The 23,899-nt window shown below is 68.4% G+C and carries 20 protein-coding genes; 4 read left to right on the forward strand and 16 right to left on the reverse strand.

Going from position 1 to position 23,899, the window contains the following annotated elements:
* Nucleotides 1-6: 6 nt before the first annotated feature.
* The 10 genes from ftsW to E3O32_RS08365 all read right to left on the reverse strand — a co-directional run bounded on the left by ftsW (nt 7) and on the right by E3O32_RS08365 (nt 11,434).
* On the reverse strand, nt 7-1,251 hold the full coding sequence (ftsW, locus tag E3O32_RS08320) for a putative lipid II flippase FtsW (RefSeq protein WP_241974720.1): 1,245 nt from the start codon (nt 1,249-1,251) through the stop codon (nt 7-9).
* Nucleotides 1,220-2,767 carry a UDP-N-acetylmuramoyl-L-alanine--D-glutamate ligase gene (murD, locus tag E3O32_RS08325; RefSeq protein ID WP_134508465.1) on the reverse strand — a complete coding sequence of 516 codons (1,548 nt, stop codon included), beginning with the start codon at nt 2,765-2,767 and terminating at the stop codon, nt 1,220-1,222. The genes ftsW and murD overlap by 32 nt, the downstream gene beginning before the upstream one ends.
* A complete protein-coding gene (gene mraY, locus E3O32_RS08330; RefSeq protein WP_134508467.1) occupies nt 2,764-3,864 on the reverse strand; it encodes a phospho-N-acetylmuramoyl-pentapeptide-transferase in 1,101 nt (366 codons plus the stop codon). Before mraY ends, murD begins: the two co-directional genes overlap by 4 nt.
* Nucleotides 3,861-5,273 (reverse strand): UDP-N-acetylmuramoyl-tripeptide--D-alanyl-D-alanine ligase, encoded by a 1,413-nt coding sequence (locus E3O32_RS17590; protein ID WP_134508469.1) that lies wholly within the window; start codon nt 5,271-5,273, stop codon nt 3,861-3,863. Before E3O32_RS17590 ends, mraY begins: the two co-directional genes overlap by 4 nt.
* Nucleotides 5,274-6,818, reverse strand: a complete 1,545-nt coding sequence (locus E3O32_RS17595) for a Mur ligase family protein (protein ID WP_134508471.1) — start codon at nt 6,816-6,818, stop codon at nt 5,274-5,276.
* 13 nt (nt 6,819-6,831) lie between these two features.
* The gene (locus E3O32_RS08345; protein WP_241974721.1) at nt 6,832-8,610 is read right to left on the reverse strand and encodes a peptidoglycan D,D-transpeptidase FtsI family protein; all 1,779 of its coding nucleotides are present in this window, start codon (nt 8,608-8,610) and stop codon (nt 6,832-6,834) included.
* Between the two features lie 77 nt (nt 8,611-8,687).
* Entirely contained in the window at nt 8,688-9,317 is a 630-nt protein-coding gene (gene ftsL / locus E3O32_RS08350) for a cell division protein FtsL (RefSeq protein WP_174774738.1), read from the reverse strand.
* Complete coding sequence (gene rsmH / locus E3O32_RS08355; RefSeq protein ID WP_134508473.1) at nt 9,314-10,267, reverse strand: 16S rRNA (cytosine(1402)-N(4))-methyltransferase RsmH; 954 nt, start codon at nt 10,265-10,267, stop codon at nt 9,314-9,316. The genes ftsL and rsmH overlap by 4 nt, the downstream gene beginning before the upstream one ends.
* Nucleotides 10,268-10,367: 100 nt before the next feature.
* Complete coding sequence (mraZ, locus tag E3O32_RS08360; protein ID WP_134508475.1) at nt 10,368-10,799, reverse strand: division/cell wall cluster transcriptional repressor MraZ; 432 nt, start codon at nt 10,797-10,799, stop codon at nt 10,368-10,370.
* A gap of 257 nt (nt 10,800-11,056) precedes the next feature.
* Nucleotides 11,057-11,434: a DUF3040 domain-containing protein gene (locus E3O32_RS08365; protein WP_134508477.1), complete on the reverse strand. Its 378-nt coding sequence runs from the start codon at nt 11,432-11,434 to the stop codon at nt 11,057-11,059.
* 70 nt (nt 11,435-11,504) lie between these two features.
* On the opposite strand from E3O32_RS08365, the gene E3O32_RS08370 reads away from it, so the two are divergent.
* A complete protein-coding gene (locus tag E3O32_RS08370) occupies nt 11,505-12,623 on the forward strand; it encodes a polyprenyl synthetase family protein (RefSeq protein ID WP_134508479.1) in 1,119 nt (372 codons plus the stop codon).
* Between the two features lie 37 nt (nt 12,624-12,660).
* Here E3O32_RS08370 and E3O32_RS08375 read toward each other — a convergent pair whose 3' ends face one another.
* Nucleotides 12,661-13,005 carry an Rv2175c family DNA-binding protein gene (locus E3O32_RS08375; protein WP_134508481.1) on the reverse strand — a complete coding sequence of 115 codons (345 nt, stop codon included), beginning with the start codon at nt 13,003-13,005 and terminating at the stop codon, nt 12,661-12,663.
* 260 nt (nt 13,006-13,265) lie between these two features.
* On the opposite strand from E3O32_RS08375, the gene E3O32_RS08380 reads away from it, so the two are divergent.
* On the forward strand, nt 13,266-14,480 hold the full coding sequence (locus E3O32_RS08380) for a LysM peptidoglycan-binding domain-containing protein (RefSeq protein WP_241974726.1): 1,215 nt from the start codon (nt 13,266-13,268) through the stop codon (nt 14,478-14,480).
* Nucleotides 14,481-14,575: 95 nt separating this feature from the next.
* Nucleotides 14,576-16,531 carry a Stk1 family PASTA domain-containing Ser/Thr kinase gene (pknB, locus tag E3O32_RS08385; RefSeq protein WP_134508485.1) on the forward strand — a complete coding sequence of 652 codons (1,956 nt, stop codon included), beginning with the start codon at nt 14,576-14,578 and terminating at the stop codon, nt 16,529-16,531.
* A 232-nt stretch (nt 16,532-16,763) separates the two neighbouring features.
* Here pknB and E3O32_RS08390 read toward each other — a convergent pair whose 3' ends face one another.
* From E3O32_RS08390 to E3O32_RS08400, 3 genes are all read right to left on the reverse strand, one after another.
* The gene (locus tag E3O32_RS08390; protein WP_134508487.1) at nt 16,764-18,092 is read right to left on the reverse strand and encodes a class II 3-deoxy-7-phosphoheptulonate synthase; all 1,329 of its coding nucleotides are present in this window, start codon (nt 18,090-18,092) and stop codon (nt 16,764-16,766) included.
* 150 nt (nt 18,093-18,242) lie between these two features.
* Complete coding sequence (locus tag E3O32_RS08395; RefSeq protein WP_134508489.1) at nt 18,243-18,932, reverse strand: lysophospholipid acyltransferase family protein; 690 nt, start codon at nt 18,930-18,932, stop codon at nt 18,243-18,245.
* Nucleotides 18,933-18,960: 28 nt separating this feature from the next.
* Nucleotides 18,961-19,908, reverse strand: coding sequence for an ROK family glucokinase (locus E3O32_RS08400; RefSeq protein ID WP_134508491.1), 948 nt, complete (start codon nt 19,906-19,908; stop codon nt 18,961-18,963).
* A gap of 174 nt (nt 19,909-20,082) precedes the next feature.
* On the opposite strand from E3O32_RS08400, the gene E3O32_RS08405 reads away from it, so the two are divergent.
* A complete protein-coding gene (locus E3O32_RS08405) occupies nt 20,083-21,915 on the forward strand; it encodes an AMP-dependent synthetase/ligase (protein ID WP_134508493.1) in 1,833 nt (610 codons plus the stop codon).
* A 55-nt stretch (nt 21,916-21,970) separates the two neighbouring features.
* On the opposite strand, the gene E3O32_RS08410 is transcribed toward E3O32_RS08405, so the two are convergent.
* Together E3O32_RS08410 and E3O32_RS08415 are read right to left on the reverse strand one after the other, a co-directional pair.
* On the reverse strand, nt 21,971-22,462 hold the full coding sequence (locus E3O32_RS08410) for a peptide deformylase (RefSeq protein WP_134508606.1): 492 nt from the start codon (nt 22,460-22,462) through the stop codon (nt 21,971-21,973).
* A gap of 75 nt (nt 22,463-22,537) precedes the next feature.
* A complete protein-coding gene (locus E3O32_RS08415; protein WP_241974722.1) occupies nt 22,538-23,836 on the reverse strand; it encodes a MinD/ParA family ATP-binding protein in 1,299 nt (432 codons plus the stop codon).
* Nucleotides 23,837-23,899 lie beyond the last annotated feature (63 nt).

The raw sequence follows: 23,899 nt of genomic DNA on the forward strand, positions 1-23,899 counted from the left end.
CGGGACTCACTCGTTCTCTTCAGGTGCGGCGCCGGCGTCCTCGTGGTCGCCACGGGCGAAGGAGAGCACGATTCCGATCGCGACCAGTGTCGACAGGAGCGCGGTGCCACCGGCCGAGACCAGCGGCAGTGGCACGCCGAGCACGGGGAACACCCCGAGCACGACGCCGATGTTGACCATGGCCTGGCCGATCACCCAGACCAGGACGGCCGCGGTGGAAACCTTGGCCTGCAGGCTGGGGCTGGTGCGCATGATCCGGATGAACGCGAAGGCGAGCAGGATGAACATGCACAGCACGACGACGGCGCCGATCAGGCCGAGCTCCTCGCCGATGATCGCGAAGATGTAGTCGTTGTCGGCGGCGGGCAGCCACGACCATTTTGCCTTGGAATTGCCGAGGCCGACGCCGAAGATGCCGCCGTTGGCGAGGGCCCAGGTGCCGTGCAGCGGCTGCCAGCACGCCGCGGAGATGGTGCCGTCGGCAGCGTCGCAGCCGGTGCCGAGGAAGCTGAGGATCCGGGTCATCCGGTTGGAGCTCGAGACCGCGACGAGGAGGGCCAGCACGGTCCCGACCACGAGCGGTACGGCCAGCAGCCGCAGCCGGACCCCGGCGAAGAAGAGCGTCCCGAAGAGGATCCCGGCCATGATCATCACGGTGCCGAGGTCACCACCGATCATGACGAGAAGCACGGCGCCGCCGCCCACGCCGAAGACCGGGATGTACACGTGCCGCCAGTCGTCGAGCTTGTCCTTCTTCTGGGACAGGATCATGCCCAGCCAGATCACGAGCGCCAGTTTGATCGCCTCGGACGGCTGGAACTGGATTCCTCCGAGGGAGAGCCAGTTGGTGTTCCCGGCCACGGTGATGCCGAGCGGGGTGAAGACGACCAGGCACTGCATCAGGCAGGAGACCATGAGCATCGGCCAGGCGATCCGCCGCCAGAACTTCAACGGCAGCCGGCTGACGACGAGCAGGAGCGGAACCCCGATCAGGGCGAACCCACCCTGGCGCAGTACCGTCCCGAAGAAGCCGCTGTTCTCGAGGTAGGAGTCGACCGACGACGAGGAGAGCACCATGACGAGCCCGAAGACGACCAGGAACAGGGTCGTGCCCAGCAGCAGGAAATAGCTCGCGGACTCGGCCTTGAACACCCGGCCGAGGTGGATTCGGGCCGACGAACCGTCGGCCGGGTCGCTCGCTGCCGGGGGTGCGACCGGCCTAAGCGGGCGGAGTCGAGGCGGATTCGTCACCCGCCTCACCTCCCAAGTATTCCCGTACGGCTTCTGCGAACAACCGGCCGCGCTGCGCGTAGTCGGTGAACTGGTCCATGGATGCGGCCGCAGGCGCGAGCAGCACGACGTCGCCGAGTTCGGCGAGGTCGGCGGCCAGTCGAACGGCGTCCGGCATCACCTGTCCAGTGTCCTGTGCGTTGATCTCGAAAACACGCAGCCGGGGCGCGTGTCGCCGGAATGCGTCCCGCAGCGCCTCCCGGTCGGTTCCGATGATGATGGCCCCGCGAAGGTGACCCACGTGGCTGGCGACCAGCTGGTCGATGTCGACGCCCTTGAGCAGCCCGCCGACGAGCCAGACCACGGATTCGAACGCGGCGAGGGAGGCGTCGGCGGCGTGCGGGTTGGTGGCCTTCGAATCGTCGATCCAGCGGATGCCGGCGGACTCGGCGACGACCTCGATCCGGTGCGCGTCGAGGTGGAATATCTCGAGGGCGTCGTGGATGACCTCGGGCAGCACGCCGAAGGAGCGGGCGAGCGCGGCCGCGGCGAGGATGTCGGCGAGCAGATGGTGGGCGGCCAGTCCGCGTGCCCGGAGCTCGGGCACCGTGGTGATCTCGAGGGCGGTCTCGAAACGGTCCTCGTGGAAGGCGCGGTCGCAGAGGATGCCGTCGACGATGCCGACCTCGCTGGGGCCGGGCACGCCGAGGCCGAACCCGATCGCCCGTGCGCCCTCCCGGACCTCCGCGTCTTCGACCATCCGCATCGTGGCGGCGTCGGCCTTGTTGTAGACGCAGGCGACGCGGGTGTTCGCGTAGACGGTGGCCTTGGCGGCGCGGTAGGCCTCCGCCGAACCGTGCCAGTCGAGGTGGTCGTCGGCGACGTTGAGGCAGACACTGGCCCACGGGACCAGGGCGCCGGGCCCGCTGTGCGGGAGATGGTGCAGTTGGTAGCTGGACAGTTCGACGACGAGCACGTCCCAGCCCTGCGGGTCGCGCACGGCGTCGAGCACGGGCACGCCGATGTTGCCGCACGGGGCGACGCGCAGGCCCGCCGCCGCGAGCATGGTGGCGGTCAGCTGCACGGTCGTGGTCTTGCCGTTCGTGCCGGTGACCAGGATCCACTCTGCCGGAGGGCCGACCTTGTCGCGCAGGCGCCAGGCCAGTTCGATGTCTCCCCAGACGGGGATGCCGTTCCGGGCGGCCCAGAGGAGCAGCGGGTGGTCGGGGTGGAACCCGGGCGACACGATCAGGAGTTCCGGTCGGTGCCGAACCAGGTCGGGGAGAACGGCGGGGTCGGCGTCGGGGTCGGCGAACAGGTCGGCCTGCACGAGGCGGACGCCGATCACGCCGATCAGCCTGGCGCGGTCGGCGGGGGTTCCGCTCGCGGGGACCGGGCCGGCCACGACGAGAACGTCGGCGCCCAGTTCGGCGAGGGTGTCAGCGGCGGCGAAGCCGGTGACCCCGAGCCCGAGCACGGCGACCCTCAGCCCGCGCCAGTCGGCGTGCCAGCTGCTCAGGTCGTCAAGACGGCTCAATTGGGCACCGCCGACAGCCACTCGAGGTAGAACGTTCCGACGCCGGCCGCGACGAGGAGCCCGCCGATGATCCAGAACCGCACGACGACGGTGACCTCGGCCCAGCCCTTGAGTTCGAAGTGGTGGTGGATCGGGCTCATCAGGAAGATCCGTTTGCCGCGGGTCACCTTGAAGTAGGCGCGCTGCACGATCACGGAACCGGTTTCGATCACGAAGATGCCGCCGAGCAGCACGAGCAGGAGTTCGGTGCGGCTGAGGATCGCGAGGGCGGCCAGGGCGCCGCCGATCGCGAGCGACCCGGTGTCGCCGAGGAAGATCTTCGCCGGGGAGGTGTTCCACCAGAGGAAGCCGATCAGGCCGCCGGCGATGGCTGCCGCGACGATGGCCAGGTCGAGCGGGTCGCGAGTGTCGTAGGACCGGTAGAGGTCGCCGATATCCGCCCCACCGAACCTTGCCTGGTTGGACTGCCAGAACCCGATGACGATGAAGGCGCCGATCGCGAGGATCGAGGAGCCGGTAGCGAGGCCGTCGAGGCCGTCGGTCACGTTGACCCCGTTCGAGGTGGCGGCGACGATCAGGCAGATCCAGACGATGAAGACGGCGATCCCGATCACGGTGCCGAGCTTCATGAAGTCCAGCGGCAGGTCCCGGATGAAGGAGATCTGGGTCGAGGCCGGAGTCAGGCCGTGCCGGTTGGGGAACTGCAGGGAGAGGTAGCCGAAGGTGCCGGCGACCAGGACCTGCCCGACCACCTTCGCCCAGCCGCCGAGCCCGAGGCTGCGCTGGTTGCGAGTCTTGAGGAAGTCATCGACGAAGCCGACCAGTCCGAGGCCGACCATCATGAACAGCACGAGCAGGGGGGAAGCCGGGATCGCCCGCTGGGCGATGAACATGGCCAGGAAGTAGCTGACCAGCGTGCCGATGATGATGATGATGCCACCCATGGTGGCGGTGCCCCGCTTGGCGTGGTGGCTCTGCGGACCGTCGTCGCGGATGAACTGGCCCCAGCCGAGCTTCTTGAACAGCCGGATGAACAGCGGGGTGAAGGCCAGGGTGAAGACGAGCGACAAGGCCCCGGCGCTCAGTAGTGCAATCACGAGAAGTACTCTCCTAGTCGGTCGCCGAGGAATCGCAGGCCGGCCGAATTCGAGGACTTGACCAGCACCGTGTCCCCTGGCCGCACCGTTGATCGGAGCAGGTCGAAGGCTTCGTCGGGTGTCTCGACGAAAGCCGATTCACCGTCCCAGGATCCTTCATTGATCGTACTGATGTGCATGCGGCGGGCGGCCCGCCCGACCACGATGAGCTGCGAGATGTTCAGGCGCACGGCGAGGAGTCCCACCCGGTCGTGCTCCTCCCCCGCCAGGTCGCCGAGCTCGCTCATCTCGCCGAGGACGGCGATGGTTCGCTGGCCCGGCCGGCGGATCTGAGCGAGCGTCTTCAGCGCGGCGGTCATCGAGTCCGGGCTCGCGTTGTAGGCGTCGTTGATGACGGTCACGCCGTCGCGGCCTCCCATCACCTCCATCCGCCAGCGCTCGGCGGTGTGCACGGATTCGAGGGCGGACACGATCACGTCGATGTCCACGCCGAGCAGCTCGGCGGCGGTCGCGGCGGCCAGCGCGTTCATCACGTGGTGCTCGCCGAGCACCCGGAACGCCACCGGGCGGGTCTCCCCCGAGGCCAGGTGCAGCTGGAAGGTCGTGCCGGTGGCGGAGGCGACGACGTCGGTCGCCCGCACACCCTCGGTTCCGTTCTGCCCGAACCAGGCGATCCGGGCCCGGGTCGCCCCGGCCATCCCAGCCACCCGAGGGTCGTCGGCGTTGAGCACGGCGACGTCCGTCTCGAGCAGGTCGGTGACCATCTCGGTCTTGGCCCGGACGGTCGCGTCGATGCCGCCGAACTCGCCGGCGTGGGCGAGGCCCACCTTGAGCACGATCCCGATGTCGGGCCGGGCCATCCGGATGAGCCGGGCGATTTCCCCGACGGCACTGGCGCCCATTTCGGCGACCAGGAAGCGGGTCTCCAGGGTCAGTCCGAGCATGGTCAGCGGCGCGCCGACCTCGTTGTTGAAGGATTCCCGGGCGGCGACGGTGGGGCCCACCCGTTCGAGCACGGCCTTGAGCAGGTTCTTGGTCGTGGTCTTGCCGTTGGAACCGGTGATGCCGATGATCTTCAGTGGACCGGCGGCCCTGACCCGGGACACGACCTCGGTGGCAAGGTCGCCGAGGGCGGTGACCGCATCCGGGACCACGATCTGGGCGACGGGCAGGTCGAGCCGGCGCTCGACGATCAGGAGCACGGCGCCGCGCTCGAGGGCGGTCGGCGCGAACAGATGCCCGTCGGTGACGTCACCGGGCTTCGCCACGAAGACGGCGCCAGGTCCGATCTCGCGGGAGTCGGTGTTGACGGCGCCGTCGATCCGCGATTCGGGAGTGAGCGTGCTGCCGTCGAGGTGCAGTTCGCCGCCGACCGCCTGGGCGATTTCGCGAAGGCTGAGCGCGATCACTTACAACCACCCCGCTTCGCGGAGGGCCAGCCGGGAGTCGTCCCGGGCGGAATACGGGATCTTGACGCCGGCGACCTCGTGGTAGTTCTCGTGGCCCGGTCCCGCGTAGAGGATCGCGTCGCCCTCTTCGGCGAGGGAGAGCGCCTTCCGGAAGGCAGTGTGCGGATCGGCGACCTCATAGAACTCGCCGGTCGGCACGGCTTCCCTGGCTGCGGCGAGCAGAGTGGCGCGGATCGCGGCCGGGTCCTCGAACCGGGGGTGGAAGTCGGTGACGACGACGACGTCGGCGCCCCGGGCCGCGATGGCGCCCATGTCGGCCCGTTTCGTGGTGTCGCGGTCGCCGTCGGCGCCGAAGACCATGATCACGCGGCCGGGAGTGAACTTGCGGATCGCGGCGAGGGTGTTGAGGAAGGCGTCGGGGCTGTGGCCGTAGTCGATGTAGACGAGCGGGCCGCGGTCGCCGGAGATCCGTTCGGCACGGCCCGGGATGTACACGTCGATTCCGCCGTCACGTTCCAGGGTGTGCGCGATCGCCTCGAGGTCGTAGCCGGATTCCACCAGCAGCAGGATGGCCAGGGCCGCGTTGGCGGCCATGAACCAGCCGAGCAGGGGCACCCTCGTCTGCAGGCGACGGCCCTCCGGACCTTCGAGCACGAACTCCGTGTAGAGGGCGCTCTCGGACACGATGGTCATGTGCCAGTCGGCTTCGACGTCGGGCCGGCTGCTCAGGGTGGTGACCGGGATGCGGCATTCGTCGACGATGCGGCGGCCCCAATCCGAGTCGACCGTGACCACGCCGCGGCGGGAACGGTCGGGCTGGAACAGCTCGAGCTTGGCCTGGAAGTACTCGTCCAGGCCGGCGTAGTCGTCGAGGTGGTCGTGGCTGAGGTTCGTGAAGCCGGCGACGTCGAAGACGAGGCCGTCGACCCGGTGACGGGTCAGCGCCTGGGCGGACACCTCGATGGCGACGGCCCGCACCTCGGCCTCGCGCATGCGCGCCAGCAGGGCGTGCAGCTCGGTGGCCTCCGGGGTGGTCAGGGCGCTGACGACGGCCAGATCGCCGATCCGGCGCTCCGCGGTCGAGGTGAGCCCGGAGACGACGCCCAACTGGGTGAGGATCGCGAAGAGCAGGTAGACGACGCTGGTCTTTCCGTTGGTGCCGGTGACGGCGAACAGGGTGGCCGGGTTCTCGTCGGTGCGGTAGATCCAGGCGGCGACGGCGCCGAGGGCGGCGCGGGCATCCGGGGTCACCAGGATGGGCAGGCCGCTGCCGGCGGCGAGGAGCGCCCCGGCCTCGTCGGTCAGGATGGCCACGGCGCCCGCCTCCCTGGCCGCTGCCGCGAAGGCTGCGCCATGGCTGGCGCGTCCGGGTACTCCGACGTACAGGTCTCCGGGTTGGACCGTGCGTGAGCTCAGGCTCACACCGGTCACCTCTAAGCCATCGATGTCTCCGCGCAGGAACAGTTCAAATTCATCGACCAGGCCCGACAACGATCGCGGGACCGGATGCTGAGGACGGAGAGCCGAGGGTGCCAATTCGGTCACGGGGCTCGCTTTCTTACCAGGTACCGGGAAGCGCAGGCGCGGCGGCGCCCGATGGGACTGCCCGGTACTTCTTCAGCACCTGGCTCATGACCTCTTGGAAGACCGGAGCAGATGCTGCAGAAGAGTTCAGTTTAACAGGATCCGCGAGACTGACCGAAACGACGTACTCAGGATCGTCGGCCGGCGCGAAGCCGGAAACGGAAACCAGGTAGCCGTGGGTGTAGCCTCCGTGGCCGTCCGGCATCTGCGCGGTGCCGGTCTTGGCGGCTACCCGGTAGCCGGGGATGTTCCACTTCGCGGCCAGCCAGCCCTTCTGGTAGACCATTTCGAGCATGTCGGCCGTGTCGCGGGCGGCCGAGGCCGAAACGACCTGGCTGCCTGCCGTGGCCGGCACCTCGGTCATGGTGCCGTCGGCGTGCCGGCACCCCTCGACGAGCTGAACGGGAAGCCGCACGCCGTTGTTGCCGATGGCCTGGTAGATGCTGGAAACCTGCAGCGCGGTGGTGGTCAGGCCCTGGCCGAACATGGTGGCGTACTTGGTCTGGTTGTCCCAGTTCTCGAAGGCGTGCAGGATGCCGCTGTCTTCGGCGGGAAACTGCGCCTCGGTGGCCTTTCCCAGGCCGAACCTGGTCATGTAGTCGTAGCGCTGCTGGTCGCTGAGCAGCTCGCCGAACTTCGACATCCCGGTGTTGGAGGATTCGATCAGCACACCGGTCAGGGTCAGGTTGAGGTCGGCGTGGCCGGAGCTGTCGTTGACGTTGGCCCCGTTCGGCGGGAGGTAGCGGTAGGGCGCCACGATCTTGCTGCCGGGGGTGGCGAGGCCGGCGTCGAGCACGGATGCCGCGGTGAGCGCTTTGAAGGTCGAGCCGGGTTCGAACGATTCGGCGAACGCCCGGGAGCCGCGGTCCTTCGGATTCTCGGTGCCGTTCACGTTGTTGGGGTCGACCGACGGGTAGTCGGCGACGGCGACGAGCTTGCCGGTCTTCACCTCCTGCACGACGACGGTTCCCCAGGCCGCGCCGGTGGCCTGCGCCTGCTTGGCGAGGACCTGCTGCACGTACCACTGCAGGTCGGAGTCGATGGTGGTGACGACGTCGCCGCCGTTCCGGGCCTGGCTGGTGGTGACGGTGCTCTGCGGCAGGCGCACCCCGTCCGCGCCCTTCTCATAGGTTTCCGTGCCGTTCGTGCTGGCCAGGCAGGAATCCTGGCCGAGTTCGAGGCCCGCCTGCGCCTCTCCCCCCGACGAGACGAAGCCGACCAGGTTGCCGGCGACGGCGCCGTCCGGGTAGACCCGGCTCGGGTTCTTCTCAAAGTAGATCCACGGGATCTCGAGCTTGTCGACCGCCCGGAAGACGTCCACGGCCACGGCCTTGGCCACGAACGCGTAGTCCGAGCTCTTGTCCTTGGCGAGGGCGCCGGAGATGATCTGGAGGATGGAGTCCCCGGTCTTGCCCGTGAGCGCACCGACCTCTGCCGCCGCCTGCGCCACAGTCACGGTGACCTCGCCGGCTTCGGTCGTGCGGGTGAACTCGGCGGCGTTGCGCGGCGACAGGGTGATGTTGTACCGCATCACCGTTCCGGCCAGCACGACGCCGTTGGCGTCGAGGATGTCCCCGCGCGAACCGTAGACGGGTTGTTCGACCGACCGGTTGCCCAGCGATTCCGCGTTCAGGGTGTCGGCCTGCACGATCTGGATGTCGACGAGCTTGACCACGAACAGGGCGATGATCGCGAACAGGAGCACGATCGTTCCCGCGATGCGGCGCCTGCTTGACCGGGTGTTAGTCGCCACCGTCTGATCCTTACTGTGGCCGGGCCACGGGGTTGGCGGGTGCTGTGCTTGCGGGTGCTGTGCTTGCTGGTGCCGGACTAACGGGTTGCGGGGGTCGGGATGCCGTTCGGCGCCGTCTTCGGCGCGACGTCCGCGACCTTCGCCGAGGGCTCTGCCGCGACACCGCCGACGCTGGCGCCCTGGCCGGTGCCCTGCGGCAGCTGCGTGACCAAAGGTACGCCGGCGAGCAGCGCATTCGGCACGAGACTCGCCGAGCCGCCCTGACTTCCGGTGGCCGAAGCCGGCGCCCCGAGCACGGCGCCGTCGGACAGGCGGAGGTAGACGGGGTTCGAGTTGCTGACCATGCCCAGCGCCTCGGCGTTGGCGGCGAGGCTCTGCGGAGAGGAGATCCGCACGAGGTCCTCGGTCACGCTCTCGGCGGTGCGGCCCAGCTCGACCTGGCTGGCCTGCAGCCGGGACACCTCGTAGGCACCCTGGGAGATCCCCACGCTGAGCAGCAGCTGGACGATGACGATGGTCGCCATCCCTGCCACGGCGGAGAGCGCGTAGACAATCCGGGGCCTGGCCCGGCGCTGGCTGCGGGTGGAGACGATTTCGATGTGGCGGGTGTCGGGCGCCTGGACCTGGTCGGGGGTGTCGGGCGCCTGGACCTGGTCGGGCGTGTTGTCCCAGTTCGGTCGCAGGACGCGTGCGAGATTGTCACTCATGCGGCTCTCCTCAGTCGCTCGGCGGCGCGAAGTCGGACTGACGTCGCGCGCGGATTACTCGCTTTTTCCTCTTCGGAGGCCAGTTCCGCGCCTCTGATGAGCAATTTGAACAGGGGTTTGTGTTCGGGCAGCTCGATCGGCAGCCCGGCGGGGGCCGTTGAGCCTGACGCGCCGGCAAGCAGCTTCTTGACGATGCGGTCCTCGAGCGACTGGTAGGCCATGACGACGATCCGGCCGCCGACGGCGACCGCTTCGAGGGCGGCCGGGATGGCCCGTTCGAGAACGGCCAGTTCCTGGTTGACCTCGATCCGGAGCGCCTGGAAGACCCGCTTCGCCGGGTGCCCGGTGCGCTGCACCGCCACGGGGGTGACCGCGGTGATCACCTGGACCAGCTGGGCCGACCGGGTGAACGGCGTTGTGGCTCGAGCCTCGACGATGGCCTTCGCGTAGCGGGCGGCGAGCTTCTCTTCGCCGTAGTCGTGGAAGATGCGCCGCAGGTCGGCTTCGCTGTAGCTGGCGAGGATGCGTTCGGCGGTGAGCTCGCTGGTGTTGTCCATCCGCATGTCCAGCGGCGCGTCCTTCGAGTAGGAGAACCCGCGCTCCACCCGGTCGAGCTGCAGTGACGAGACGCCGAGGTCGAAGAGGATACCGTTCACCTCGCGGATGCCGAGGCCGTCGAGCGCCTCGCGGATGCCGTCGTAGACGGTGTGCACCAGGTGAACGCGGTCGCGGAACGGCTTGAGCCGCTCCTCGGCGATCGCGAGGGCCTCGAGGTCCCGGTCGAGGCCGACCAGGACGAGGTTCGGGAAACGCTGGAGGATGGCCTCCGCGTGCCCTGCCATGCCGAGGGTGGCATCGACGAGAACCGCGCCGGGCTGTTCCAGCGCGGGTGCGAGCAGTTCGACGCAACGGTCGAGCATGACGGGGGTGTGGATGTCGTTGATGGCCATATAGTCCCGGGAGTAGTTCCTGGTTCCTGATCCCCATCCATTCCTTCCTGGCACCGGGGAAGTGTGTCAGGGAGAACGGCTGGGAGTCAGGCGCCAGGTACTAGATGAGTCCCGGAATCACCTCCTCCGAAGTGTTTGCGAATGAGGTTTCCTGTTCGGCGAGGTAGCTGTCCCACGCCGCGCTGTCCCAGATCTCGACCCGGGTGCCGGCGCCGATGACGGTGAGGTCACGGTCCAGGCCTGCGTAGCTGCGCAGGTTGGCCGGGATGGTCACCCGGTTCTGCTTGTCCGGCATCTCGGCGCTGGCACCGGACAGGGTCATCCGCGCATAGCTGCGGGCTGCCTTGTCGGTGAGCGGGGCCTGGCCGATCTTCTCGGCGAACGCCTCGAACTCGCGGGTCGTGAAGACGTAGAGGCAGTTCTCCTGGCCACGGGTCATGACGATCCCCGGCGACAACTCGTCGCGAAACTTCGCGGGAAGGATGACGCGTCCTTTTTCGTCGAGCTTGGGGGCATAGGTCCCGAGGAACATTCATCACCCCTTCCGGCCAGGTTCAGGTGTTACTCCACTTTACTCCACTTCGCTCCACCTAACAATGAAAATACACCCCCTTTCGGGGTTTTTTGCCGCACGACCCCCACTATGACTGGGAACCGCCAGTGGAGGGAAAATCCATGCAAGTGGCCGAAACCCGCGATTCCGGGCACAAAAAAAGGGCCGATCGGATGATCGGCCCACATTCTCGGGAAAAACGCGCGTGCGGGTGGTGCTACGGAAGTTTCACTGCTTTACTGCTGGCCGTCCTGGCGACGATCCCAGCGTTCGTTGAGCCGGTCCATGAAGCCCTTGTCGGCGGCCCGCTGCTGGGCGGGGCGACGAAGGGGCGGGGCACCCATCCGGCGAGCGGACTTGCCGGGCGTGGTCGCGATGAGCACACCGGCGAACATGACGATGAATCCGAGGATGCCGATCCAGAGTTGCTGAACGGCCACACCGGCGATCAACCCGCCGATGCCGGCGACTGCGGCAAGGACGCCGATGGCGATGGAGCGGTAATTGGGTCGGAGCGGTGAACCGCCGACGGTCGACACGAAGTCGGCGTCATTGTGGTACAGACCGCGCTCCATTTCTTCGAGGAGTCGCTGCTCTTGTTCCGAAAGCGGCATCTCATTCCTCCTACTTGGACCGGCGCCTGGCTCCCAATTCTAACCCCGCTGTGATGGCTAGGCTAGGCACGTGGCTGAAAGCAATCAACTGGTCGAACTGGTTCATTCTCGGATCGACGAATTCATCGAAACCCGTCAACCAATTGTGACTACTATCAGCCCGGATCTTACGCCGCTGGTGGACTTCTCACGGCAATTTCTCAGCGGTGGCAAGCGCTTCCGGGCCCTCTTCTGTTACTGGGGCTGGAAGAGCGTCGAGGGTGCCCGGTCCCCCGCCGAACCGGCGGCCGCCGAGGACCCCCTGGCGCGGTTGTTCCCGGTGGTCGCCGTCGCCGCAGCGCTCGAGATCTTCCATGCGGCGGCGCTCGTTCACGACGACATCATCGACAAGTCGGACACGCGGCGAGGCAAGGCATCCGCCCACCGGCTCTTCGAGGCGATGCATGCGTCGAGCGGCTGGGCCGGCAGCCGTGAGGACTTCGGCCAGGCCGCGGCGATCCTGCTCGGAGACCTCCTGCTCGGCTGGAGCGACGAGCTCCTCGACGAGGGGCTGGCCGGCGTGGCGCGGGCCTCGGCCCAGGCCGCGAGGGCGGAATTCAACCGGATGCGCACCGAGGTGACGGCGGGGCAGTACCTGGACATCCTGGAGGAGCGGGCCTGGCTCACCCAGCCGGAGTCTGAGCTGCTCGACCGGGCGATGCGGGTGATCGTCTTCAAGTCGGCGAAGTACAGCGTGCAGGCGCCGCTCGTGATCGGTGCCGCTGTGGCCGGCGCCGGCGTGGAGCACCTCGACGCGCTCCGGGCCTTCGGGCTGCCGCTCGGCATCGCCTACCAGTTGCGGGACGACCTCCTGGGCGTCTATGGCGACGCGTCGGTGACGGGTAAGCCCAGCGGCGACGACCTGCGCGAGGGCAAGCGCACCGTGCTGGTGGCCCTGGCTCGGCAGGCCCTGGCCGAGGACGACCGGAACCTGCTCGACACGCTGCTCGGCGACCCCGGGCTCACGGCGGAGCAGATCACCGGCCTGCAGCGGCTGATCCTCGACAGCGGGGCCGTGCTCCGCGTCGAGGACCTGATCCAGTCACACGTGGCCGAGGCGCTGGCCGCGCTGGCCGGGTCGCCGATCGGTGCCGAGATCACCGCGCAGCTCGGCATCCTCGCCGAAACCGTGACCCGGAGGGTCTTCTAGAGTCCGGGACCGGCGGTCTGCCGGAAGAGCGTGGTGCCTAGGCGAGGGCCTGGGCCACGCGACGCACTTCGGCCTTGCGGCCGGCCAGCAGCGCGACGATGGGCGGAACGCCCAGACTGTTGTCGACCTCGAGCAGCCAGTCCATCGCCTGCTCGTCGGTGAAGCCGTCGTCCGCGAGCACGATCAGGGTGCCGCGCAGCTCCGGAACGGGGGCGCCGTCTCTGATGAACTGGGCCGGGACCTGCAGCGGGCCGCCGGCGCGACGCACGGCCAGCAGCTGCTTGTCGTCGATCAGCTGGCGAACCCTGCTCTGGCTGACGCCGAGGAGTTGGACGAGGTCGGGGATGGATAGCCACTGCGGATCTGAAGACGATTCGGTCACTTCACCAGCATTCCATGATTCCCGGACCTCGACAAACCCCCCGTCCGCTTTCCCGCGTGTTGACGCCTATAACAGGGGGCACGCTGGTTGACTCTCTTAATCATCTGTGTCAGCGTTGGTCGTTGTATGCAATCGGAACGGGGAACGCCATGTCGGCAAAAGCCAGCAAAATCGGAACACAGACAGGGCCGCCGGCGGATGGTGGTCGGCACAGCACCAGCCGGTCCGGGGAACGCCGTTCGTTCGGACGCCTGGCCACGATCCCCCTGGTGATCATCAGCACCATCGCGATCACCCTGAACCTGGCCTCACCGGCGGATGCCGCGACGATTGCGAAGAAGCCGCTGAAGAGCCGGAGCAACCTGCCGGGCGCGGTCCCGGCGACCGCCGTCCGCGGCCAGGTCACCCGCGCATCCGGCGAGGCGCCGCCCACCCAGTACACGGTGGTCGAGGGTGACACCGTCAGCGCGGTGGCCGGCCGGTTCGGCCTGTCGACGGCATCCGTGCTCGCCTTGAACGGCCTCGGCTGGTCAGCCGTGATCTTCCCCGGCCAGACCCTCACCCTGTCCGCGCAGGCCGCACCGGTCGCCGCCGCGCCGGCCCCGGTCGCCGCCGAGATCGCCCGCTACACGATCGTGGCCGGTGACACCATCAGCGGCATCGCGGCCGCCCACGGCCTCTCGGCGGGCGACATCCTCAGTGCGAACGGCCTCGACCGTGGCAGCATCATCTTTCCCGGCCAGGCCATCGTGCTGCCCGGCGCGGCCGCGCCGGCAGCGGCACCCGCCGCCGCACCGGCGCCTCAGCCTGCCCTGGCTTCCCCCGCCGGCACCCACACCATCGTCACCGGAGACACCATCGGGGCCATCGCGGCAGCGGCCGGGGTCTCCGTGCAGGCGATGCTCGACGCCAACGGGCTCGGCTGGTCCAGCATCATCTACCCGGGCCAGGTGCTGGCGGTGCCGTCACTCGCCATCGAGCAGGTGTCGTCGGTCGCGTCCGCGCCGGCCGCTCCGGCCGCGGATCCCGTCCGCCCCGAGCCGACCGCCACCGCCGGCGTCGTCACGCCGCTGACCGAGGAGATGGGCCAGAACGCGCGAATCATCGTCTCCGCCGGGCGTGCCGCCGGCGTCGGCGACGCCGGCCTCGTCATCGCGCTGGCCGCCGCCGCCCAGGAATCCGGGTTGCGCAACGTGCGACACGGCGACCGGGACTCGCTCGGCCTGTTCCAGCAGCGGCCGAGCGCGGGCTGGGGATCGGCCGAGCAGGTCATGGATCCGCTGCGCGCCAGCCAGGCCTTCTTCGGCGGAAACGGCAACCCCAACCGCGGGGTCACCCGGGGTCTGCTCGACATTCCCGGCTGGGAGGCGATGACGGTGACCCAGGCGGCGCAGGCCGTGCAGATCTCCGCGTTCCCCGACTACTACGCCAAGTGGGAGACATCCGCCAGGGCGTGGCTGCCTGAACTGGGCTGACCTGCGCCCCGACCTGCACCCGACTTCCCCGCCAATCCCCCGAGTTGCGGGTGTCCTGCACCGGTGAACGCCGCATCCTTCCCTAGACTCGACTGGTGAGCGATACCCCTGCCGATCCGATGATCGGCCGTTTGATTGACGGCCGCTATCAGGTGCGCTCGCGGATCGCCCGCGGCGGCATGGCCACCGTCTACCTCGCCACCGACCTGCGCCTCGAACGCCGGGTCGCGATCAAGATCATGCACGGCCACCTTGCCGACGACAACGCCTTCAAGGCGCGGTTCGTGCAGGAGGCCCGCTCCGCCGCCCGGTTGGCTCACCCGAACGTCGTCAACGTGTACGACCAGGGGCAGGATGCCGACATGGCCTACCTGGTGATGGAGTACCTGCCGGGCATCACGCTGCGCGACCTGCTCAAGGACTACGGCAGGCTCACGAGCGAGCAGACCATGGACATCCTCGAGGCCGTGCTGTCCGGGCTCGCCGCGGCGCACAAGGCCGGGATCGTGCACCGCGACCTGAAGCCGGAGAACGTGCTGCTCGCCGACGACGGCCGGATCAAGATCGGCGACTTCGGCCTCGCCCGCGCGGTCAACAACAACACCGCCACCGGCCAGGCCCTGCTCGGCACGATCGCCTACCTCTCCCCCGAGCTCGTGACCCGCGGGATCGCCGACGCGCGCAGCGACATCTACGCGCTCGGCATCATGACCTACGAGATGCTCACCGGCGAGCAGCCCTACGTCGGCGAGGCTCCCATGCAGATCGCGTACCAGCATGCGAATGACACGGTGCCGATGCCGAGCACCCGGGTGGCGACGATCCCGCCCGAGCTCGACGAGCTCGTCAGCTGGGCCACGGCCCGCGACCCGGAGAACCGCCCGCGGGATGCCAGGGTGATGCTCGACCAGCTGCAGGACGTCGACAAGACCGTGCGTGCGTCCTCCGCCGACGAGACCGCGCTCCAGCCCACGATGATCCTCGCCACCGGGCTGCCGAGCGCCGCCGCCGACGCGGAGACCCAGATCCTCGGCGCGAGGCCCCTCGCCACGGCGACCAAGCCCCGGACGCCGACGCCGCCCGCGAAGCCCGACAACGCGGCGCGGCTCACCGACAAGGCGCGCAAGCGCAAACGCAAGGGTTACTGGCTGTTCGCGCTGGTCATGCTGCTCGCCGCTCTGGCCGGCGGCACCGGCTGGTACTTCGGTTCGGGGCCCGGCTCGCTCATCGCCGTTCCGCAGCTCGTCTCGGCGTCGCCGGAAGACGCGGCCGGCCAGCTCACCGAACTGGGCCTCGAGGCCAAACTCGGCACCCAGTACAGCGGCACGATCGCGGCCGGGCTCGTCGCGAGCACCGACCCCGGCGCCTCAGCGCGGGTCGCCAAGGGCAGCACGGTCACGCTCCGGGTGTCCCAGGGACCCCAGCCGATCACGTTGCCGGTGCTGGCCGGCCTGTCCACGGAGGCCGCCACCACCGCGATCACCGATCTGAAGGCATCCGTCGGCGCCACCGACTCGGTCTTCGACGGCGACGTTGCCGCCGGCACCGTCATCTCCGCCAGCCGGGAGAGCGACGCGGGCGACGTGTCCCAGGGCGGCGGCTACTTCGAGGGCATGAAGGTGAACCTGGTCGTCTCGCTCGGCGGGATCCCGGACGTCGCGGGCAAATCGGTCGACGACGCCACCGCCATCCTCAAGGAAAAGGGCCTGGTGACCACGCCCGGCGAACAGACCTACAGCGACACGGTGCCGGAGGGCAACGTGATCAAGGCCTCCGCCGCGGGCGACGGCCCCGTGCGCGTCGGCGACACCTTCAGCCTCACGACATCCCGCGGGCCGGAGCCCGTCGTGGTTCCGAATGTCATCGACATGCCTTGGAACGAAGGCAAGAAGGCCCTCACGGACCTCGGCTTTAAGCTCAGCTACAACCCCGGCGCGGACTCCCCGGTCTACTCATCCCTGATCCGGGTCGCATCCACCGATCCCGCCGCTGGCACGTCCGCCCCCAAGGGCAGCACGATCGCCCTCAAGCCGACCAACCCGTTCGGGTAACGACCTGACGCGCACCCCTGCCTCAGGCCAGTAAGCTCGCCTGCTCAGTGTGACCGGGTGACTCGGGTTGCTCCCCCGAGCCGGCCGACGGCATCCGTCGCTTGTGGACACGCACGCTCGTCCTGTCGAATTCGACGGACATTTTGCTCTGAACAGTCGTTTTCAGAGCCAGAACATCGATATTCCGAAAAATCTCCGTCGAATTCGACGGGCGCGACGCGCGCGCGGCGCGCTAGCGGGCGGCGAGCTCCTCGGCCACCAGGAACGCGAGCTCGAGGGACTGCATGTGGTTGAGCCGCGGGTCGCAGAGCGACTCGTAGCGGGTCGCGAGGTCGGCCTCGTCGATGTGCTCCGAGCCGCCGAGGCACTCGGTGACGTCGTCGCCGGTCAGCTCGACGTGCACGCCGCCCGGGTGGGTACCGACAGCGCGGTGCGCCTCGAAAAAGCCGCGCACCTCATCGACCACGTCGTCGAACCGACGGGTCTTGTAGCCGGTCGGGGTGGTGACGCCGTTGCCGTGCATCGGATCGGTGATCCAGAGCGGCTTGGCGTCGCTGGCCTTGATCGCCTCGAGCAGCGGCGGGAGCGCGTCGCGCACCTTGCCGGCGCCCATCCGGGTGATGAAGGTCAGGCGTCCGGGCTCGCGGTTCGGGTCGAGCTTGTCGACCAGGCGCATCATATCGTCGGCCGATGTGGTCGGGCCGAGCTTGACCCCGATCGGGTTGCGCACCCGCGAGAGGAAGTCCACGTGCGCCCCGTCGAGTTCCCGGGTGCGTTCGCCGATCCAGATGAAGTGCGCCGAGGTGTTGTACGGCGTGCCGGTACGGGAGTCGATCCGCGTCATCGGGCGCTCGTAGTCCATCAGCAGCCCCTCATGGCTGGTGTAGAACTCGGTGCGACGCATCGCCTCGAAGTCGGCGCCGCAGGCGATCATGAACTTGATGGCCCGGTCGATCTCCTTGGCCACCTTCTCGTAGCGCTGGTTCGCCGGGTTCGCCGCGAAGCCCTGGTTCCAGCTGTGCACCTGACGCAGGTCGGCGAATCCACCCTGGGTGAACGCGCGGATGAGATTGAGGGTGGATGCCGCGGTGTGGTAGCCCTTGACCAGGCGGGCCGGGTCGGCCTCGCGCGATTCGGGAGTGAAGTCGTAGCCGTTGACGATGTCGCCGCGGTAGGCCGGCAGGGTGACGTCGCCCCGGGTCTCGAAGTCGCTGGAGCGCGGCTTGGCGAACTGGCCGGCCATCCGCCCCATCTTGATCACGGGCATGGACGCGCCATAGGTGAGCACCACGGCCATCTGCAGCACGGTCTTGACCCGGTTGCGAATCTGCTCGGCGGTCGCGCCGCTGAAGGTTTCGGCACAGTCACCGCCCTGCAGCAGGAAGGCCTCACCGTTGGCGGCCTGGGCCAGCCGGTCCCGCAGGATGTCGACCTCGCCCGCGAAGACGAGCGGCGGCTGCGTCGACAGTTCAGCGGATGCCGCGGCCACGGCCTCGGAGTCGGGCCAGGTCGGCTGCTGCTTGATCGGCAGTGTGCGCCAATAGTCCAGGCCAGCGATCACAGATCGATCTGCGACAACGACTGGTTCGGTAGGGTCTACCACTGGGCTAGTCCTGTTTTCTCTTAGGTGGCACGCGGGAAAACTGCCTGCCGGGGCTGGGATTGTGGCCGGTTGCGGCCTCGGAATCTGGGCGAAACCAATGACGCGAGCTTATCGCGAAAGGCTTGCCCGCTTTTCTTTCACGCTGGTGGCGTAGACGTCCACGTACTCCTGGGTGCTCAGCCGCTGCAGTTCGTACATCAGCTCGTCGGTGATCGAGCGGAGCACGAACCGGTCGCCCTCCATGCCGTCGAACCGGCTGAAGTCCAGTGGCGTGCCGATGACGACTCCGATCCGGCGCACCTTCGGGATGCGGGTCCCGGTCGGCATGGCCTTCTCGGTGTCGATCATCGCCACCGGGATCACCGGCACGCCGGCCTCGAGCACCATCCGGGCCACCCCGGTGCGGCCGCGGTACATCTTCGCGTCGGGGCTGCGCGTGCCCTCCGGGTAGATGCCGAGCACGCCGCCGCCGGCGAGCACGCGCAGGCCGGTGTTGAGGGAGTCCTCCGACGCCTTGCCGCCCGACCGGTCGATGGGGAGCTGCCCGGTGGCCTTGAAGAACTGGCGCGTGGCCCAGCCCTTGAGACCCTTGCCGGTGAAATACTCGCTCTTGGCCAGGAAGACGACCCGCCGCGACACGACCAGCGGCAGGAACACCGAGTCGATGAAGGACAGGTGGTTGCTGGCGAGGATCACGCCGCCCTCTTTGGGGATGTTCTCCAGCCCGACCACCCAGGGCCGGAAGATACCGAGCACCAGCGGACCGATGACAATGTTCTTCATGAACCAATAAAACATTGGGCTCCCTCCGTTGGACTCCCTGAGCCTACTTCGTGAAAACGTGCTTCCGCGCGAGGTCGGCCGCTCCGACCACGCCGGCATCGTTCACGAGCTGGGCGATGGCGAACTCCGCCTCCGGGTGGTAACCCCGGGCCGGGAGGTTCTCCAGGTAGGCGGCGCGGATCGGATCCAGCAGCAGGTCGCCGGCGTCGGCGACTCCGCCGCCGAAGACGAAGATCTGCGGGTCGAGCACGGCGGCCAGGCTGGCACAGGCCTGGCCGAGCGAACTGCCAAGTTGGCGCAGCGCGGCCAGCGCGCCGTTGTCGCCGTCCTGGATCAACCGGCCGACGTCCTTGCCGGTGAGCTTGCCCTTCCCCTTGCGGGCGGCGGCGAGGCCCTGGCCGATTCCGCCGGCATCCGCCAGTTCGTTGGCAATCCGCAGCAGGGCCCGGCCGGACCCGTACTGCTCGATGCAGCCCTGGGCTCCACAGCCGCAGGAGCGCCCGTTCGGGACGATCCGCAGGTGCCCGAGCTCAGCGGCGCAGCCGAAGCCGCCGCGGAAGAGCCGGTTCTCGGAGATGATCGCGCCGCCGACGCCGGTGCCGATGGTGAGCATGACCATGTCGCTGTACATCTGGCCGGCGCCGAAGCTGAATTCCGCCCAGCCGGCTGCGTTGGCGTCGTTCTCGATCAGGATCGGCATGTCGAGTCGAGCTTCGAGGGTGGCGCGGAGAGGTTCGTGGCGCCAGTTGACGTTCGGGCCGTAGTAGACGACCGACTGGGCTGCGTCGATGAACCCGGCGGCGGCGATTCCGGCAGCGACGACCTCCTCGCCTTCGGCGAGGCCGGTGATCATCTCGACGACGGCATCCTCGATGCCGCGCGGGTCGCTGGCCGTGGTGGGGCGGCGATCGGAACGGATGATCGTCCCGAACTCGTCGACGAGGGCGGCGGCGATCTTGGTGCCACCGATATCAATCCCAATCGCGTGCACAGCGAACTTCTTTCGTAGGTGTGGCCGGGGGAAATACGCCGCGGGGCGATCAGGGATGCCGGGGCGTCCCCTCTAGAGTGTAGTGAACCAGCACCCTGCCAGACGAAACGTCCACGACCGCCGGCCGACGCGGATAGAGTGGGCGCAAACCCGTCCGGTGCCAAAGGAGTTACCGTGAAACAGTTCGACCAGCCCGCAATCGTTCCCGCCGACCCTCAGGCCAACGTCACCGACCTCTTGGCCGCCCGCGTCGCGGCCACGCCTGACTCCGTGCTCTTCTCACTGCCCGTCAATGGTCAGTGGACGCCGGTCACGACCAGTGAGTTCCACCGTCAGGTGGTGGCGCTGGCCAAGGGCCTCGTCGCCAATGGGATCGAACCCGGCGACAAGATCGGCCTGATGTGCAAGACCAGGTATGAGTGGACGCTGATCGACTTCGCCGCGTGGTATGCCGGGGCCGTGCTCGTCCCGGTCTATGAGACCAGCTCCCCCATGCAGATCCAGTGGATCCTCGGCGATTCCGGTGCCACAGCCGTGATCCTCGAAACGGCAGACCACTTCTCCCGGTTCGACGAGGTGCACCCTGACCTGCCGAGCATCCGGACCGTCTGGCAGATCGGCCTGGGCGACCTCGACAAGCTCGCCGCCTCCGGCACCGGTGTCACGGATGCCGAGATCGAGCGCCGCCGCAACCTCGCCGTGGGCGACGACATGGCCACGCTGATCTACACCTCCGGATCGACGGGCCGCCCGAAGGGTTGCGTGCTCACCCACTCCAACTTCGTGGAGACGACCCGCAACGCCTCGGTCGCGCTCAAGGAGGTCCTCGAGGACGAGAATGGAGCGTCCACGCTGCTCTTCATCACGACCGCGCACATCTTCGCCCGGTTTATCGCCGTGCTCTGCGTTCAGGCCGGAGTGCGGGTCGGCCACCAGCCGGATACCCGGCAGTTGCTGCCCGCGCTCGGCACGTTCAAGCCGACGTTCCTGCTGGCCGTCCCTCGCGTCTTCGAGAAGGTCTACAACTCGGCAGAGCAGAAGGCCGAGGCGGCCGGCCGCGGCAAGATCTTCGAGGCGGCGGCGCAGATCGCCGTCGACCACTCGATGCTCGTCGACCAGGGCAAACCGGTTCCGCTGATGACGAAGATCAAATTCGCCATCTTCGACCGCCTCGTCTACAGCAAGCTGCGCGCCGCGATGGGCGGCAACGTCAAGTACGCCGTGTCAGGATCCGCGCCCCTCGGCGCCCACCTCGGGCACTTCTACCACAGCCTCGGGATCAAGATCCTCGAGGGCTACGGCCTCACCGAGACCACCGCGCCGACCAGCGTCGGGCTCGCGACCAAGTTCAAGATCGGCACCGTCGGCCCACCCCTGCCCGGCGTCTCCGTGCGGATCATGGACGACGGCGAGATCGAGGTGAAGGGCGTCAACGTCTTCAAGGAGTACTGGAAGAACCCCGCCGCGACCGCCGCCACGTTCGACGACGGCTGGCTCCGCACGGGTGACATCGGCGACTTCGACAGCGAGGGATTCCTCACCATCACCGGGCGCAAGAAGGAGATCATCGTCACGGCCGGCGGCAAGAACGTCGCCCCGGCCGCCCTCGAAGACCCGATTCGCTCCAATCCGCTGGTCGGGCAGGTCGTCGTGGTCGGTGACCGCAAGCCGTTCATCGCGGCCCTGGTCACGCTCGACCCTGACATGCTCGCGGTCTGGCTGAACAACAACGGCGAGGATGCCGGCATGTCACTGGCCGCGGCGGCCGTGAATCCGACGGTGGTCGCCGAGCTGCAGCGTGCGGTCGACCACGCCAACGATCACGTCTCCCGGGCCGAGTCGATCCGCAAGTTCATCGTGCTCAGCACCGAGCTCACCGAGGAGAACGGCTACCTGACTCCGAAGCTGAGCATCAAGCGGGACGTCATCCTCAAGGACTTCGCCGACGTCATCGAGGGCATGTACGCGGGTTCGCCGATCACCGAGAGCAACCCGCTGCGCGGCTGAGTCGGACGAACCGGTGGCTCAGCGCAGGTAGTTCAGCGGCAGGCAGCCCAACGGCTCAGAACCAGGTGGACTGGCGGATCTCCTTCATGGCGGCCCGCCGGTTCTCCTTGTCGAGCCGGTCGAGGTAGAGCAGACCGTCGAGGTGGTCGGTCTCGTGCTGCAGCGCCTGCGCCATGATGCCGGTCCCGGACAGTTCGACCGGGTTGCCCTCGAGGTCGATGCCGGAGACGCGTGCGAACGGGAAGCGGCTGGTGGGGTACCACAGGCCGGGCACCGAGAGGCACCCCTCCTCGACGAGCTCGGGCTCGCCGGTCACCTCGACGACGACCGGGTTGATGATGTAGCCGATCACGCCGTCGACGTTGTAGCTGAAGGCCCGCAGGTTGACGCCGATCTGTGACGCCGCCACGCCGGCACGGCCGGGGAGGCGCACGCTGTCGACCAGGTCGTCGACGAGGCCCCGCACCCGGGCATCGATGACGCCGATCGGGTCGGAGACGGTCTTGAGTACGGGATCTCCGAATAGTCGGATCTGGCGCTCGGGCACAGGGAAGACTCCAAGTCGGTTCATGCGGCGATTGCCGCGGTGACGGTGGCGCTGGTGCCGGCAGTGCGGGTCAGGTCAGACCGCGCGGTCGGCCGGCAGGCCCTCCACCACGAGGGCAGCGAGGGTTCTGGCCGCCAGCTGGGTGATCGGCTTGAGGTCGTTGTACGAGATCACGCTGCCGGCGGCCAGCTGCGGGTCGTACGGGATCCGCACGATCTCCCGCACCCTCGACCGGAAATGCGATTCGATCTCCTCGAGCTTGACCAGGTTGGTGCCCTGCGTCGCCGTGTTGAGGGCGACGATGGCATTGCGCACCAGGTCGCCGTAGCCGTTGGCCTCCAGCCAGGTCAGGGTCTCCGAGGCGAGGCGGGCCTCGTCGACGCTGCCGCCGGAGACGATGACGATCGAGTCCGCGCGCTGCAGGGTAGCGCGCATGACCGAGTGGACGATCCCGGTGCCGCAGTCGGTGAGCATGATCGAGTAATACCGGGCGGCGAGGTCGGCGACGACGTTGTAGTCGTTCTCATCGAACGCTTCGGAAAGGAGCGGGTCGGTGTCGGAGGCGAGAATGTCCAGCCGGGTGGCGTCGCGGGAGACCAGCGCGGAGAAGTCGGTGAAGCCTCCGATCGACGCGGCCTTCGACACCACGTCCCGCACGGTCGACCTGGTCTGCTTGCTGACCCGTTCGGAGAGCGTGCCGCGGTCGGGATTCGCGTCGACGGCGATGATCCGGTCCTCGCGGGCGTCGGCCAGGGCCATGCCGAGCAGCGCGGTGACGGTGGTCTTGCCGACGCCGCCCTTGCGGGTGAGGATCGGCACGAACCGGGTGCCACCTTCGAACTCGCGGCGGATGCGCTCGTCCATTGCGTTGTGGGCGCGAACCTTGGCCGAATCGCCGAGGTTCACCAGGTGCAGCGTCGCCGCGTAGACGAAGCTGTTCCAGGTGCCATGGGGCGGCGGCTTGGTTTTGCGGTTGACCGCGAGCAGACGGTCGGAGGTGAGCATCGACGCCGACTCCGGCGCCGGGCCGTTCTCGGTGCGAAGACGCTCACGACGGGAGTGGGTGGCGGCGGAAGAATCGGCCGCCGGGACGGACAGCGCTGCGACGACGCCCGTCGCCGGGCGGGCGGCGCGGGCGGCGCGGGCGACGCCCGGCGTGCTGATCTCGACCGTGTGCGTGGCCGGGTGCGCGGCGGAATCCGCCGCCCGGGGGCCGCCGGACAGACCCGGACGGGTGCCGGTTACCGGCCGGGCGGAAAACGACGCATCCGCTCGCCCGTTCAGGTTGCCCGGAAGGGCGGCCGCCAGGTTCTGGATGGTGTGCGGCGGCAGTTCGCTGTTGTACTCGTCGCCGGGAACGGTGCCAGGCGACATGGAGGGTTCCTGGCCGGATTCCTCGTTGCCTGTGCGCTTATCTGACAAAAGACCCGTCCCTTC

It is taken from the genome of Cryobacterium mannosilyticum (genome assembly GCF_004402705.1).
In the GTDB taxonomy this organism is placed as follows: Bacteria; Actinomycetota; Actinomycetes; order Actinomycetales; family Microbacteriaceae; genus Cryobacterium; species Cryobacterium mannosilyticum.

Bases quoted from the DNA above. Each gene is read 5' to 3' on its own strand.
- E3O32_RS08365 (WP_134508477.1), bottom strand. From the start codon at position 11,434: ATGCCGCTTTCGGAACAAGAGCAGCGACTCCTCGAAGAAATGGAGCGC.
- E3O32_RS08415 (WP_241974722.1), bottom strand. From the start codon at position 23,836: ATGTCGCCTGGCACCGTTCCCGGCGACGAGTACAACAGCGAACTGCCG.
- rsmH (WP_134508473.1), bottom strand. From the start codon at position 10,267: ATGGCCATCAACGACATCCACACCCCCGTCATGCTCGACCGTTGCGTC.
- E3O32_RS08395 (WP_134508489.1), bottom strand. From the start codon at position 18,932: ATGTTTTATTGGTTCATGAAGAACATTGTCATCGGTCCGCTGGTGCTC.
- ftsL (WP_174774738.1), bottom strand. From the start codon at position 9,317: ATGAGTGACAATCTCGCACGCGTCCTGCGACCGAACTGGGACAACACG.
- mraZ (WP_134508475.1), bottom strand. From the start codon at position 10,799: ATGTTCCTCGGGACCTATGCCCCCAAGCTCGACGAAAAAGGACGCGTC.